This is a genomic window from Nocardia sp. CC201C (genome assembly GCF_030010695.1).
In the GTDB taxonomy this organism is placed as follows: domain Bacteria; phylum Actinomycetota; class Actinomycetes; order Mycobacteriales; family Mycobacteriaceae; genus Nocardia; species Nocardia otitidiscaviarum.
Genome location: NZ_JASCXP010000216.1, coordinates 1 through 12,398, shown reverse-complemented (window position 1 = coordinate 12,398; position 12,398 = coordinate 1). Strand labels below are relative to the sequence as shown.

Below are 12,398 nucleotides of genomic sequence, written 5' to 3'. Positions count from 1 at the left end.
GGAACGATCAGCACCGTCACCTTCGGCTCCAAACCCTTTGCCGCCCAACGCGGCTCGGTGACCGCCGAACAAGTCGAAGTCAAAGTCGACGCCTGCATGGGACCGGTCACGATGCGCTCCTTCGCCACCGCCGCCATCTCCACGAACACAGCGGACAACTCCGTCACCGTCTACGGCGACCCCATCACCCTCTGACCCGCCGGCGCCGGTCCTATTCTGGGCCGACGGAAGGAAAACCACAGGATGGCTTCACACTTCCGCAGCAGACAACGAAGACACAGGGCGCTCGCCACCACCCTTAGCGGAACACTCGTCATAGCCGGGGCGATTGCGCTGACCAGTGAGCATGTCGCCGCCCCCGCACAAGCCGCACCGTACATTCCATGCGAACAGTGGCAGCAAATGCACCCTGGGTGGCCATGCATCGATGTGCCTGAGCCGCCGATAACGGCCTCACAGCCACCGCTACCAAGCTGGACCCCAAACCAGCCGGGCACCGGGGGTGGTCCTGGCGCTGGAGCGCTGACACCGCCCTCGCTGCCACCGGGCAACGGCACCCCGATCATTCCAGTTCCCGAGGATGCGAAACCGGTGTCACCTGATACACCTGCCGGTGTATCACAGCCACCCGCTGGGAGCTCGGTAAATGGTCCAAGTCTGGACCCGACTCCCGTCGACCTCGACTTCCCACCACGAGTTCCGCGGTTACCTGAAATCCCTGATGTTTTTCCACGCATTCCTGAGATGCCGATGCCGGAGTTGCCTGATATCTTCCCCGGCGATCTGTTCGACAGATCAGTCTGGGATCAGTTGCCCGAAGGAACGTGGACGCTCGATCCGGAAACTTCCGACTACCTGTGGTCGATTGCCAAGTGGGGGATTCCCGCAGTTGCCGCTGCCTTCTGCAATGTTGAAGTGAAAGGTGGCACGTGGGCAGGCGTGGGCTGCGGCCTGATCGCCGTGGCAATCGTATTCGCCATCGACTCGTACAAGATCAAACCGAAGGGTAAGTTCCAGTTCAGGATCACCATTACGGAAAAGAAGATTCTCGGCTTCACGGTCAGTAAGGACATCCAGGTCGAGATACTCCCCGTGGAAACTTCTTCCCCCACCCCACCGCCGACCACGACGCCGACCGGAAACAACGGCAATGGCGGAGAAGGCGGGGGCGCCCAACCTACTACTGCCGCACCACCTACCACGAACCCACCGACCACAGGCCCGCCGGCGACGACAGCGGTGCCGCCGTCGACCCTTGAAGTACAGGAGCCCAATGTGCCGCCCACCCCGGCGGAACCGACTCGACCACCACAGCAGGTGCCGCCATCCGTTCTCGTCTGATCTCGGTGTAGGTCCATAATCACATGACTCCATGGGCGATCGAAAGGAACGAGGCTGAATGCGCGAGGCCGTTTACGCTGCACTTCCCCTGGCAGTAGCCCTGCTCATCCTGCTCGTGGCACGGGTAACCACCCGCTTGTACATCCGATCGACCGATACTGGACTGGTACGAGCGGCGGCCCGAGCGATAGATGACACCTATAGACAGGAAAACAGGGCGAAGTATAACTACCGTGACCCGCGCGTCATCCTAGTGGTGGCGGTCCTTGTCGGCATAGCAGCCATCGTGTGCCTTTTACCTATACCAATTCCACGAGAGTTCCGCTACGGACTGCTCCTGGCCGTTCTCGTTATGACCCCTGACGCCGCCGCCCGATTGTTTTCACAGAGAGGTACAACATGACACGCCCTCGCGCAGTCATAACCGCGTGCCTGACGCTGGTCGCCACATCTATCCTACTCGCGGCCTGTGGAAACACAGGAAATCTAGACTCCCCCGAGCCGGATATGAGTTCGGCGGCGCTGGAAACAGAAGCTACCAAAATGTTGCTCGCAGTTGCAGATCATGACTATGCCGCAGCGTACCAGTTCAGATCACCACGATGCAGAATTAAAGTCCCTCAAGTCGACTACATAGCGTCGATGAAGAACCTCTACGACTCGAGAGACTTGAAAACACATCCTCCCAAAATAATCGTTACAGCTTCAGGATCGTCCGGTGTTGTCATTGCGACGAACACCGATCCACGAGCGAACGAAGACGACCCAACACCTCGAATCTGGACATTTATCGATGGGAAGTGGCGTTTCGATAACTGCTGAATGCCACCGTCCACGGATACCGTGAAGCTCCCCCGGACTCAGTCCTGACGGCTGGCGCTCCGGGTGCGTCACGCCAGTCCAGTGCCGGGGTTCCGGTTGTCGAATCCACGGGACACGGCGGCGACCCACCCGGCGGTCGTCGCCAACCCGAGGCCGTATGCCATACCGCCGTCCTCGTCGACGGTTCTGACCGTCTTCATCTCCGCCGACTGTGCCGGCGGAAGCAGTCTTCCGTCCAGGAGCGCGGTGAAGAACCGGTTGAGGTCCGCACCGGGCCCGACCATCCTCCGTCCGCGCCACTCCATGAGACATTCTGATCGGAGTAGTCGACCCGTTCACCTCCGACTTCGGTGTAACCGACGGGATTTCGAAATCGGCGGGCGCCGTCAGCGCGTCGGGCATCAATTCGGCCATGTCGACTGTCATCCATCGCGTCTGCTCGGACATGATCTCGAGCTGTCCTGGCTTGGGTTCCGCCCGAACACCGCGGCGTACTCCGGTAGCCCACTGTTGTGCCGCAACAGGTTTCGGATCGCGATCCGGTTCCCGTCGATATATGGTCCGTGTATCACTCCCGGCAGACACCGTTCCACCGGCGCATCGAGTTCGGCTTTGCCCTCGGCTACCAACGGCAGCATCACCGTCGCCGCGAATGTCTTGGTGTTGCTGCCGATCAGGACCCGGTCGTCGAGCTCCATAATTCATTTGCCAAGACAGCTACCACACCGCAAAGGTGGTTCCTCGTGACTTCTGCTGACTCCTCCCCGCCCGAACCGGCCGCACCGACCATCCGCCGCTACCGGCCCGAGGACGAAGAAGCCGTGGTCGGGCTCTGGAGCCGCGCCACCCGCATCGCGCATCCGTTCATCGCGGGCGAGGGCACCGGCGAACGGGAGCGCAAGCTCCGCGAGATCTATCTCGTCAACGCCGACAACTGGGTCGCCGAACTTCCCGGCAAGGGCGTGGTCGGACTACTGGGGCTGCTCGAAGCCGAGATCGGCGGCCTGTTCGTCGACCCCTCCGTCCAAAAGTCCGGCATCGGACAACAATTGGTCGACCATGCCCGCAGCCTCCACGGCACGGTGACCCTCGACGTCTTTGAACTCAACACCACCGCCCGCGCCTTCTACGCCCGCCTCGGCTTCGGCGAAATCGACCGTCACCTCGAACCCGACACGGGCTTCACCCTCATCACCCTCGAACTCGCCGCGTAATCACCCGAGCACGCCGCAGGTGACGTGCACCGACCCTGCACGCGACTCGACGTCCGATGCCGGTCACCGCCGGGGATAGCCAGACGACAGCAGCGACGAGGACAGCTGCCAGTTCGCCGCTGAGGTCGACGACCGCTACTGATCAGTCAAACAGCTAGAGAATGCTCCAGCCGATCTGCTCGCCGGCACGCAGCGCCTCGATCCGCCGACGCACCTCCACGACCGTGCTCAACCCCACGGCGGCCTTACGCGCATTGGTGGTGATCATGCGCAGCTCCCGCAGACGCCGCAGCCACGCATACCCATCCCAGTCGCGGATGTCGAACCCGTACTCGCGGCAGAACTCGTCATACTCGCGTGGCGGGTGACCGAACCGGCGGCAATGCACCTCGAGGGTCACCAGATCCCATTCCGGCGGGCCGACAGCAGCGCTCTCCCAGTCGCACAGCACCGCACGCCCCCCACCGTCGCGGTCCCACAGCGCGTTGCGATGGTGCGCGTCGCCGTGAATCAGTGCGGGATCGAGGACGTACCGAACCTCGTGCGCTTCCGCGGCCAACTGCTCTCGATGCGCGTGGAGCAGGGTTCGGTCCATGGGCGACAGGATGCGGCTGATGTCGATAGCTTTGGTGATGGCGTCGAAGCTGCGCGATATCTGCTGGTCCGGCACCTCGACCGGCGGGCGCGGCGGGACCGCATGCAATGCGGCAAGTGGTCCTGCCAGATCAATCGCACTGACCAGACCACCGCGCTGATCCAGATACCGCCAGAAGGTCACCGGGCAGCCTGCGACCTCGATGGACTGGTCGACGTCGGTCAAAGCCACCGACGGCACGCAGTGGTCGTCCAGCCACCGCACCAAACCGACTACGTCGATGTGGCGGTGCTCCGGCCGACCGATCTTGACGGCGACCCGCGCGCGGACAAGCACATAGACAGCGTTCGTGTGATGCCGTAGCAGCATCGCGTCGCTGCCGTTGATGCCTACTCGCCGGCACGCGATGTCCAGGATAGGGCGGGTCCGGGCGGGAACGAAATCCGAATCCGAGAGGCGGGCGGGTTCGATGTCTTCGTGTGCCATGAGATCCGATCTCGATCGCCGTCGAGTACCGCAGCGTCGCGGACTGGTGCAGCTTTACACGGGATCGGTCCTCCCGCGTAGTGTTTGAACAGTGAAGCGGACCCAGTGGACTATTCACGGTGAACATCTGGTGGACGAGAACCGCCACATTCGGCTCTCCACGGTCGACGTCGAGTTGCCGGACGGGGTCAAATTCACGCAGTACGTGGCCCGTATGCCGCGCTGCGCAATGACTTTGGTGATCAACGACGACCGCGAGGTGCTGTTGATGTACCGGCACCGGTTCATCATCGACCGGTGGGTGTGGGAACTGCCGGGTGGGTACGTCGATCACGCCGAGGATGTCGCCGCCGCGGCGGCGCGGGAGGTGGAGGAGGAAACCGGGTGGCGGCCCCGGACGATGAAGCATCTGGTCACGTACCAGCCTGCCATCGGTACACTCGATCACCCGCAGGAGATCTATCTGGCGCGAGGCGCGGATCTGACCGAGACCGCACCCGATATCAACGAGGCCGAAGACGTCCGATGGTTCCCGCTGGGCGAGGCGGTGCGGATGATAGATCGCGGCGACATCGTCGGTGCCGCAACCGTTGTCGCGATCTATCGCGCACTCAGCCTCTCCGATCAGACAGCTCCAGCACCTGCCGCCGGAACGCGGCCACTTCCGGAAGCTCCGCGTAGGCGATGAGACGTTGCCGCACGTCCCGCAGGTAGGACCAGCTGCGACGTGACGACAGTCCAGCCGCTATCTCGAGTGCTTCGGTGCCGATGCGTACCGCCTCGCGCGGGTCTTGGTCGACTACGGCGGCAGCGAGTATGGCGAGGTTGAACGCCCGGCCGCGCTGGTATCCGGCCGACATATTCAGCGACTGACGCGCGAACCGGGCGGTGCGGGTGTCGTCACCCAGCTCGCGAAAGCAGTGAGCGACCTTCGCCGATAGGTAGGAACTGTCAAAGTAGGACAACCAGTCCGGTTGCGGGTCGTCCGCGCCGCGGTCGAATGCTCGTTCGGCGGCGGAGAGTGATCTCGCGCAGGCGGCGCTGTCGGTGCGGGCGGCATGGCCGTGAGCCTCCACCATCAGGCACTCGGACTCCAGTACCGCCAATCCGGCGTTTCGGGCGGCGATCTGGGCGGCACGGGCGAGGTCTACCGCATCACCGGGCCGCCCCACGTAGGTGGCCTGGCGGCTCATGGCCGCCAGTATCTCCGCGCTCAGTCCAGCGTCGGCTGCGGCACGCGCCAGCCGCAGGGCTTGGATGAGGTAGCGCTGGGCCAGCCCGTGTTCCTCCTGGTCGTAGGCCGCCCAGCCTGCCTGGCGCGCGAGTTCGGCTGTCGTCGCGAATAGCTGGCGGCCGATGTGCTCGCTGTAGCTACCGCGCAGCAGTGGGCTCACCGAGCTGTGCAGGTATTGCACGATCGTGGATCGCACCTGCCCGCCGCCCACCTGGTTGTCCAGGTCGCGGAAGGCGGTGGCCATGTCGCGGACCGCGTCCACCTCGGCCTGCCCGACGCGGCGCGGCCCGACCGACACCGGGTGCTCCGGGCCGGGCAGGGTGAGCCACCGCATCGACGCGGCCGAGTAAACCGTGACCGCGTAGGACGCGCCGTGCAGATAGCGGCGCCCCTCGATATCGCTGCGCCACAGCGCGGTCGACACGTTCACCGCGCCGGTGAGGCTCAGTGAGAACTGCAGCCCGGGATCAGCTGCGGTGTCCGGCCCGCCCATCATTCCGCACATCGCCGGTGTGATCCGCCGCCCCAGCGCTTCCGTGAGTACGTTCGCGATCAGCTCGGGCACAGGCGAATTCGGCTGTTCGCCGGCCAGCCAACGCCCGACCGACGCATGGTCGTATCGGAGTTCGACCCCCACGGAGATCCCGCGCTCCACAACCCTCCTGGCCAATGCCTTGTTGGGTAAGGCTGCTTCGGCGAGGAGTTCGGAAGGCTGTTGGTTGGGCTGCTTCGGCTTTCGCCCCATGTCGGGAGCATGACAGCATCGGCCGCGCCGCGCCAGCCATCACCCGTTTGCACACCCCCCGTGCACACACCCTCCCTCCCCGCACGCCTTACCAGCGGCAACCGCGTGGCGTGGAATGTTCGGCGTGAATGCGGTGCAGGTCCTCCGTAGGCGGTTTGGCGAACTACAGCGACACGACGGAAGCGAAGAGAACGATGCCTGCCCGCGCTAACCCGAAGGGAGCCGACGGTGCCGATCGTAGAAGTACCCGCCGACACGAGCCCGGAGACTATCCGGCTGGTGAGCAGCTGCATGAATCCTATATGGGCGCAGAAGAATCCAAATCCGGCGATGCAGGCGCACATGGAATGCGAAGTGGGTGTTTGCGTCACCAAGACGGTTGCGTACCGCACATTGGTAGCGCAAGGGCGCTTGGTACCGGATTCGAGCCGCACATGACCGGCCACATCTCCTACCAGCACCGAGACGACGGCATATGGCCGGTTGGCGTGGATGGCTGGCCGCTCACCGCCGAAGAGCTGGACGTCTTGGAGCACGGGGCCGCCCCGCTCGAGCTCACATCTCAGCTCGAAATCATCGACGTCACATCGGAGGACACCCGGTGACCGGGCTCCGGCCGAGTCACAAGAAGCATGTCTTCCGCCCACACATCCCGCTAGTTGCGTCCAAGCCGTTCGACGACCGCCGTCCTCGCAACCGCCAGCAATCCGCGAACGACCAACCCCACCGCAACCAGCGGGGCGAATACGAGCCACGGTGAACCCCGGTGGTAGTCGCAGTAGAACCGCAGCGCGCTACGGTGGTGGCTGCGCACCTTTCGGAACGGTGCCGACCGCATGCTGCCGCCCTCGCGGTGGCGGATCTCCACGCTCGGATCGAGAACCACCCGCCAGCCACTGCGATGCATGTCCAACGCCATCTTCGTTTCCTCGAAATAGAGGAAGTAGCGGTCGTCGAAGCCGCCCACCGCGTCGAACGCCTCGCGGCGGAACAGCATGCAGCAACCGGAGATCCAGTCCACGTCACCGACCGCGGTGACCGGCTTACCGAAGTATCGGCGGGTGGCCGGGTTGTCCGGCCAGACGCCACCGAGGAGTGCGTGGGCGACACCGACCGCGAGTGACGGGAACCGACGCCCACTCGGGTATGGGGTGCCGTCCAAGCGAACGATGCGTGGGCCGATCATGCCGATCCGGTTGTCCGTCTTGGCGGTCTCAACCAGCGCCGCGATCGAACCCGGCGCGAGGTCGGTGTCCGGATTCGCGACCAGAATCCACTCCGCATCGGTCTCAGCCACGCCCTGGTTGATCGCCGCGGCCAACCCGACGTTGCGGTTGTTCCGGATGACCCGGCCACCGAATTCCTCGACGAGGTCGGCGCTGTTGTCGCTGGAGACGTTGTCGACTCCGACCACGTCCAACTCGTAGGGGCTGACAGCGGCGGTAATGGTGCCCAGGAAGCGAGGTAAGTCTTCTGCGCTCTGGTAGGTGACGAGGATCAGGCCGACGGTCTTGTCGTCGCGGCGAGGCATGACGGGGAACATATCAGCTGGGACGAGCCACTTCGGAGGAACTCCGATCTGTGCGGCTACGGTAGACCGAGGCCGATGTGGCGCTGACTTTCTGTGCCAACTTTCCGCTCTGAGTAGCGGAAATAGACCTTCGGACCTCCTGCACCAGTTGCCTGCGCGCATACTCTGCGCGAAGACCAGCGACGTAACGGCAACCTGCGTGGGGCCGATCGACTCGCATACCACCATCGCGCCCAGGGGAACCCGTGAACTATCCGCCGCCGCCACCATTTGGGCCTCAGCAGCCGTATCCATACCCGCAGCAATACCCCATGCGACCGCCACCACGGAAACCGGCTGTTCCGGTGTGGGTGTGGATCGCCATCGGCACGCTGGTGCTGTCTTGTGGTGGCTGCGTCGGATTGATCGGACTCGCCAGCAACACCTCATCCACGAAAACGGCCACCACTGGTCCCGTCGCGGCGAAACCATCTCCCAGCGAGCAACCGGCCGCTCAGACCCCAGCCGCGCCTCCGGAGAACGACGTCGCACCCGCTGGCTCCGCTGTGCGCGATGGCCAGTTCGAATTCGTGATCACCAATGTCGAACAGGGCACCACCCGAGTCGGCGGACGGTTCTGGGGCGAGGAAGCGAAAGGAGAGTTCGTCCTCGTATCCGTCGACATCAGCAATGTCGGAAAGCGTGCGCAAACCTATTTCGGGAGCGATCAGGTCCTCATCGACGACCAGAACCGTGAGTTCGAAGCCAGCTTCTCAGCGAACTCGGCCTTGAACGACTACGGCTCCCACGAAGACCTCAACCCAGGCCACAAGGTCTCGGTCGTGATCGCATTCGATGTGCCCGTCGGCGTGGTACCGGTCGCCATCGAGTTCCACGACTCGATGTTCTCCGGAGGCGCGAGAGTCGCCCTGCGGTAGAGCTCCACATCTCGGCTCGATGGGTCCGAGAACCAGCGAGATGTAGCCGGCGGTTCCAGGCCGGGATGAGTGGTTCGACCGGATCTTCGAGCTCGGATTGGACGGACCCGAGGACGTACGAATACCTGTCGATATGCGGACCGACGCATGGTGGGCGAACCCTCGAGAAGCACCCTCAACATCAACGACCCAGTCAGTGACTTCTGACGGCTCCGAGTCACCGTAGCGCGCAGGCGCTTTCACATGATCGATAGGCTAAGGTCAGCGAGAAGCCCTCCAGGGGCGGGGATTCCACGGGGCTGCGTGGAGGAGATGGGGAGTCGATGTGGTGCGGCGCGTAGATATGCAAGCTTGAATCGGCTGAACGGCCATGGTGACCGGGGAGCACGATAACGATGAGAGCACGAATCGGCCTGCTCTCCTTTGTGGCAATTCTTGGGGTTACAGGCTGCTCCAAATTTATTGAGCCATCGTACTTCAAACCTGATCCATCGAAATACGGTTCAGTCGAGCTGTGTGACCATTACGGCCAGTTCCTCCGCGGAACGCTTTCCATGAACAACGCAGACGTGGATACCCCCACGCTAGGCGAGGAAGACGGCACCGTCGGCTGGAACACGATATGCCACAGCACGGGCAAGAACGGAATCATAGGCACGCTGCAAGTGCACCAACCATTCTTGGTGTACAAAGATGATCCCGATGAGCCGCCTTCCGGCTATCGTTCCGTGGCAGGTTTCGACGGTAAAGCCTGGACCGGAGCCCCGTTGCCATACTGGACCGAGGTCGAGGTCCGAGATGGGAACTGGTCAGCCCAGATGAGCTTCGTCAAGGACTGTCCGGAGCAGGAGTTGCTGACGTCGGCTGACATTCAGAAGGTCGCGGAATTCTTGGTGCAGGTGGCGGACGATCTGCAGCGATAGCGAACAGCGGGGTGAGCGCAAGCCCCAGGTGCGAGAGAGCCGCCGGACCGTTCAGGATGCGCGAGTGATCGCTGGGGTCATGTCCAGCCGCTGGCGTGAAGGAGGAGATGACCGCGGACGGCCGTGACGGCGGGATGGGCCGGACCGTTGCGGCTGGCGATGAACAGGGTGTTGATGGGTGGGATAGCGGGTTCGTGGAGTTGGTGGAGTCGTCCGTCCGCCAGTTCGCTGGCGCACAGGTAGGTGGGTAGCACGGTGATGCCCGCGCCGGCGGTGACGGCGGCGAGAACGCCGCGCAGGTCGGGGACGACGACGGCGGGTGTCCGGGTGAGGCGGGTGTCGAAGACGGTGCGCCAGTACCGGCGCAGGATCGGGAGGTTTTCGGCGTAGGCGATCAGGGGTGCGTGGTCGATGTCGTCGAACGTCCAGGTGGGGGCGGCGACGAGGGCGAATTCCTCGTCAGTGAGGGCGTCGACGGACAGGCCACGGCGGCGGGGGCGCACGGTGGAGACGACCACGTCCAGGCCGCCGGCCGACAGGTCGGCCAGGAGCTGGTCGGGGAGACCGAGGGTGATGCGCAGGCGCAAGCCCTCGGTGACCAGTCCGGCCAGCGAGGGCAGGGCGCGGGCACAGACCAATTCCGCGGGGCCACCGAGATGGACTGTGTGGCTGAAGGTTTCAGCGGGGCCGTGCAGTTCGTGGTGGACCGCTTGCGCGAGGTCGTCCAGGGCCGGGCCGATGCGGGCCGACAGGTGGTCAGCGGCGAAAGTGGGTGTCATACCGCGGGCGACGCGCCGGAACAGGGGGCGGTTCAGGTCGGCCTCGAGGGCTTTGACATGTGCGGTGACGGTGGGCTGGGACAGGCCGAGCAGGTCGGCGGCGGCGGACACCGAACCCGACCGGTAGACGGTCAAGAAGGTTCGGAACAGATCGAGAGAGGTGCCGCCCATGACTGCTTAGCTATCAGAATTCTGATACCTAAGGCAAGATCAGCTATTGGTTCTCGATAGGTAGCGACGGGCAGTATCGGTTGCGTCGCAGCGAAAGACGTTGCGGCACAAGTTCGATACGAGGAGATACACCGTCATGTCCAAGCGCATCCTCATCGCCCTGACCAGCCACGCGGCCCTGGGTGAGACGGGCCGTTCGACCGGATTCCACATGGGCGAGGCCGCGATCCCGTGGGAGGTCTTCACCGCCGCCGGCTACGCGGTCGATCTGGTCAGCGTCGCCGGGGGCAACCCGCCGCGCGACGGCGACGACCCGACCGCTCCCGTCCAGCGCCGGTTCCTCACCGATCCCCACATCGCCGCCCAGCTGGCGAGCACCCCCACCCCGGACGCGGTGGACACCGGCGCGTACGAGGCCGTGTTGTTCGCCGGTGGACACGGCACCATGTGGGACTTCCCGGACAACCCCGCGCTGGCCCGGCTGGCGCGGGAGATCTACGAACGCGGCGGAGTCGTGGGCGCGGTCTGCCACGGCCCGGCCGCGCTGGTCGGCGCCACACTGTCGGACGGGTCGTATCTGGTCGCGGGCAAGAAGGTCGCCGCGTTTACCAACGCAGAGGAGGCCGCGGTCGGCCTGAGCGAGGTGGTGCCGTTCCCGCTGGCCGATCGACTTACCGCCCAGGGCGCCACCCACCTGCCGGCCGACGATTTCACCGCTCAGGTCGTCACCGACGATCGGCTGGTGACCGGGCAGAATCCGGTCTCGGCACGCGGCGTCGCCGAGGCGATGGTGGATGCTCTCGCGCGGTGAATTCCCGGAACGGCCCCGGCGAATCAGACCTGAGGGCGCCGACGCGCGGCCCCTTCGGGATAGCCCGACGACGATGTCGGGTGCGCGACGGCGCGCCGGTCGAGGCCCGGTAGCGTAGGGCGCGAAAGTTCGCTCACGGCACGACGACTCCCCGGGAGGGCATCGCTCATGACTCAGGACACCGCGCAGGACATCGCCTCGTTCGGTGGCTCGACGCTGCAGGGGTACCTGGATCAGCTGGCCGCCAAGGTGCCCGCGCCCGGCGGTGGCGCGGTCGCGGCGCTGCATGCCGCGCAGGGGGCGGCACTGGTGGCCATGGTGGCGCGGTACACCACCCGGGCCAAGGATGCCGAGCATCGGCCCGCCGTGGACCGGATCATCGGGGCCGCCGACTCCGCGCGGGCGCGGGCGCTGGAGCTGGCCGATGCCGACGCGGAGGCGTTCACCGCCGTCGGCAACGCCTACAAGCTGCCCAAGGACACCGAGGAGCAGCAGGCCGCGCGGACCGAGGCGATCACCGCGGCGCTGCTGGGTGCGGCGCGGGTGCCCGCCGATGTGGTCGCGGTCGCGGACGAGATCATCTCTCTCGCCGCCGAGCTGCTGCCGATCGGCAATCCCAATGTGGTCACCGATATCGGTGCGGCCGCCGACTGCGCGCGGGCGGCCGCCGCCACCTCGCAGCTCAATATCGCCATCAATGTCGCCTCGCTGGGCGCGGGCGCGGGCAGCGAGTTCGAGCCGGTGCTCACGCAGATCGACGAGCTCACCGCGCGCGCCGACGCCGTGCACGACGACGTGGTCGCGGCCATTACCAAATAGATTCGAACAC

At 64.8% G+C, this 12,398-nt stretch carries 15 protein-coding genes; 9 read left to right on the top strand and 6 right to left on the bottom strand.

What is annotated here, in order from left to right; translation table 11 throughout:
• On the top strand, positions 1 to 195 hold a 195-nt coding region (locus QK444_RS21600; protein WP_282783059.1), incomplete at its 5' end, for an MspA family porin.
• 549 nt (positions 196 to 744) lie between these two features.
• A complete protein-coding gene (locus QK444_RS21595) occupies positions 745 to 1,341 on the top strand; it encodes a hypothetical protein (protein ID WP_282783058.1) in 597 nt (198 codons plus the stop codon).
• An 890-nt stretch (positions 1,342 to 2,231) separates the two neighbouring features.
• Here the strand turns inward: QK444_RS21595 and QK444_RS21590 are convergent.
• Positions 2,232 to 2,468: a hypothetical protein gene (locus tag QK444_RS21590; RefSeq protein ID WP_282783056.1), complete on the bottom strand. Its 237-nt coding sequence runs from the start codon at positions 2,466 to 2,468 to the stop codon at positions 2,232 to 2,234.
• A 117-nt stretch (positions 2,469 to 2,585) separates the two neighbouring features.
• Complete coding sequence (locus QK444_RS21585) at positions 2,586 to 2,801, bottom strand: serine hydrolase (protein WP_282783063.1); 216 nt, start codon at positions 2,799 to 2,801, stop codon at positions 2,586 to 2,588.
• On the opposite strand from QK444_RS21585, the gene QK444_RS36495 reads away from it, so the two are divergent.
• On the top strand, positions 2,727 to 3,377 hold the full coding sequence (locus QK444_RS36495; RefSeq protein ID WP_306358555.1) for a GNAT family N-acetyltransferase: 651 nt from the start codon (positions 2,727 to 2,729) through the stop codon (positions 3,375 to 3,377). The two genes, QK444_RS21585 and QK444_RS36495, sit on opposite strands and share 75 nt — an antisense overlap.
• 154 nt (positions 3,378 to 3,531) lie before the next feature.
• Here QK444_RS36495 and QK444_RS21575 read toward each other — a convergent pair whose 3' ends face one another.
• Entirely contained in the window at positions 3,532 to 4,458 is a 927-nt protein-coding gene (locus QK444_RS21575; protein ID WP_282783054.1) for an aminoglycoside phosphotransferase family protein, read from the bottom strand.
• 91 nt (positions 4,459 to 4,549) lie between these two features.
• Here QK444_RS21575 and QK444_RS21570 point away from each other — a divergent pair, with 91 nt between their 5' ends.
• On the top strand, positions 4,550 to 5,146 hold the full coding sequence (locus QK444_RS21570; RefSeq protein WP_282783052.1) for an NUDIX hydrolase: 597 nt from the start codon (positions 4,550 to 4,552) through the stop codon (positions 5,144 to 5,146).
• Here the strand turns inward: QK444_RS21570 and QK444_RS21565 are convergent.
• Positions 5,070 to 6,257 carry a hypothetical protein gene (locus QK444_RS21565; protein WP_282783050.1) on the bottom strand — a complete coding sequence of 396 codons (1,188 nt, stop codon included), beginning with the start codon at positions 6,255 to 6,257 and terminating at the stop codon, positions 5,070 to 5,072. The two genes, QK444_RS21570 and QK444_RS21565, sit on opposite strands and share 77 nt — an antisense overlap.
• 614 nt (positions 6,258 to 6,871) lie before the next feature.
• Between QK444_RS21565 and QK444_RS21560 the strand changes: the two genes are divergently transcribed.
• Positions 6,872 to 7,042 carry a hypothetical protein gene (locus QK444_RS21560; protein WP_282783047.1) on the top strand — a complete coding sequence of 57 codons (171 nt, stop codon included), beginning with the start codon at positions 6,872 to 6,874 and terminating at the stop codon, positions 7,040 to 7,042.
• A gap of 50 nt (positions 7,043 to 7,092) precedes the next feature.
• Here QK444_RS21560 and QK444_RS21555 read toward each other — a convergent pair whose 3' ends face one another.
• Positions 7,093 to 8,262, bottom strand: a complete 1,170-nt coding sequence (locus tag QK444_RS21555; protein WP_282783045.1) for a glycosyltransferase family 2 protein — start codon at positions 8,260 to 8,262, stop codon at positions 7,093 to 7,095.
• A gap of 56 nt (positions 8,263 to 8,318) precedes the next feature.
• Here QK444_RS21555 and QK444_RS21550 point away from each other — a divergent pair, with 56 nt between their 5' ends.
• Together QK444_RS21550 and QK444_RS21545 are read left to right on the top strand one after the other, a co-directional pair.
• Positions 8,319 to 8,885 carry a DUF4352 domain-containing protein gene (locus QK444_RS21550; protein WP_282783043.1) on the top strand — a complete coding sequence of 189 codons (567 nt, stop codon included), beginning with the start codon at positions 8,319 to 8,321 and terminating at the stop codon, positions 8,883 to 8,885.
• A gap of 395 nt (positions 8,886 to 9,280) precedes the next feature.
• Positions 9,281 to 9,808 carry a hypothetical protein gene (locus QK444_RS21545; RefSeq protein WP_282783041.1) on the top strand — a complete coding sequence of 176 codons (528 nt, stop codon included), beginning with the start codon at positions 9,281 to 9,283 and terminating at the stop codon, positions 9,806 to 9,808.
• Between the two features lie 77 nt (positions 9,809 to 9,885).
• Here QK444_RS21545 and QK444_RS21540 read toward each other — a convergent pair whose 3' ends face one another.
• Positions 9,886 to 10,758 (bottom strand): LysR family transcriptional regulator, encoded by an 873-nt coding sequence (locus QK444_RS21540; RefSeq protein ID WP_282783039.1) that lies wholly within the window; start codon positions 10,756 to 10,758, stop codon positions 9,886 to 9,888.
• Between the two features lie 136 nt (positions 10,759 to 10,894).
• Between QK444_RS21540 and QK444_RS21535 the strand changes: the two genes are divergently transcribed.
• Both QK444_RS21535 and QK444_RS21530 read left to right on the top strand, forming a co-directional pair.
• The gene (locus QK444_RS21535) at positions 10,895 to 11,569 is read left to right on the top strand and encodes a type 1 glutamine amidotransferase domain-containing protein (RefSeq protein WP_282783037.1); all 675 of its coding nucleotides are present in this window, start codon (positions 10,895 to 10,897) and stop codon (positions 11,567 to 11,569) included.
• Positions 11,570 to 11,737: 168 nt separating this feature from the next.
• Positions 11,738 to 12,388: a cyclodeaminase/cyclohydrolase family protein gene (locus QK444_RS21530; RefSeq protein WP_282783035.1), complete on the top strand. Its 651-nt coding sequence runs from the start codon at positions 11,738 to 11,740 to the stop codon at positions 12,386 to 12,388.
• The last annotated feature ends 10 nt before the right edge of the window (positions 12,389 to 12,398 follow it).

What these genes read in the sequence shown, in the direction of transcription:
- QK444_RS21595 (WP_282783058.1), top strand. Translation starts at nt 745, where the DNA reads ATGCCGATGCCGGAGTTGCCTGATATCTTCCCCGGCGATCTGTTCGAC.
- QK444_RS21590 (WP_282783056.1), bottom strand. Translation starts at nt 2,468, where the DNA reads ATGGAGTGGCGCGGACGGAGGATGGTCGGGCCCGGTGCGGACCTCAAC.
- QK444_RS21585 (WP_282783063.1), bottom strand. Translation starts at nt 2,801, where the DNA reads ATGCTGCCGTTGGTAGCCGAGGGCAAAGCCGAACTCGATGCGCCGGTG.
- QK444_RS21575 (WP_282783054.1), bottom strand. Translation starts at nt 4,458, where the DNA reads ATGGCACACGAAGACATCGAACCCGCCCGCCTCTCGGATTCGGATTTC.
- QK444_RS21560 (WP_282783047.1), top strand. Translation starts at nt 6,872, where the DNA reads ATGACCGGCCACATCTCCTACCAGCACCGAGACGACGGCATATGGCCG.
- QK444_RS21555 (WP_282783045.1), bottom strand. Translation starts at nt 8,262, where the DNA reads ATGGATACGGCTGCTGAGGCCCAAATGGTGGCGGCGGCGGATAGTTCA.
- QK444_RS21545 (WP_282783041.1), top strand. Translation starts at nt 9,281, where the DNA reads ATGAGAGCACGAATCGGCCTGCTCTCCTTTGTGGCAATTCTTGGGGTT.
- QK444_RS21540 (WP_282783039.1), bottom strand. Translation starts at nt 10,758, where the DNA reads ATGGGCGGCACCTCTCTCGATCTGTTCCGAACCTTCTTGACCGTCTAC.
- QK444_RS21535 (WP_282783037.1), top strand. Translation starts at nt 10,895, where the DNA reads ATGTCCAAGCGCATCCTCATCGCCCTGACCAGCCACGCGGCCCTGGGT.
- QK444_RS21530 (WP_282783035.1), top strand. Translation starts at nt 11,738, where the DNA reads ATGACTCAGGACACCGCGCAGGACATCGCCTCGTTCGGTGGCTCGACG.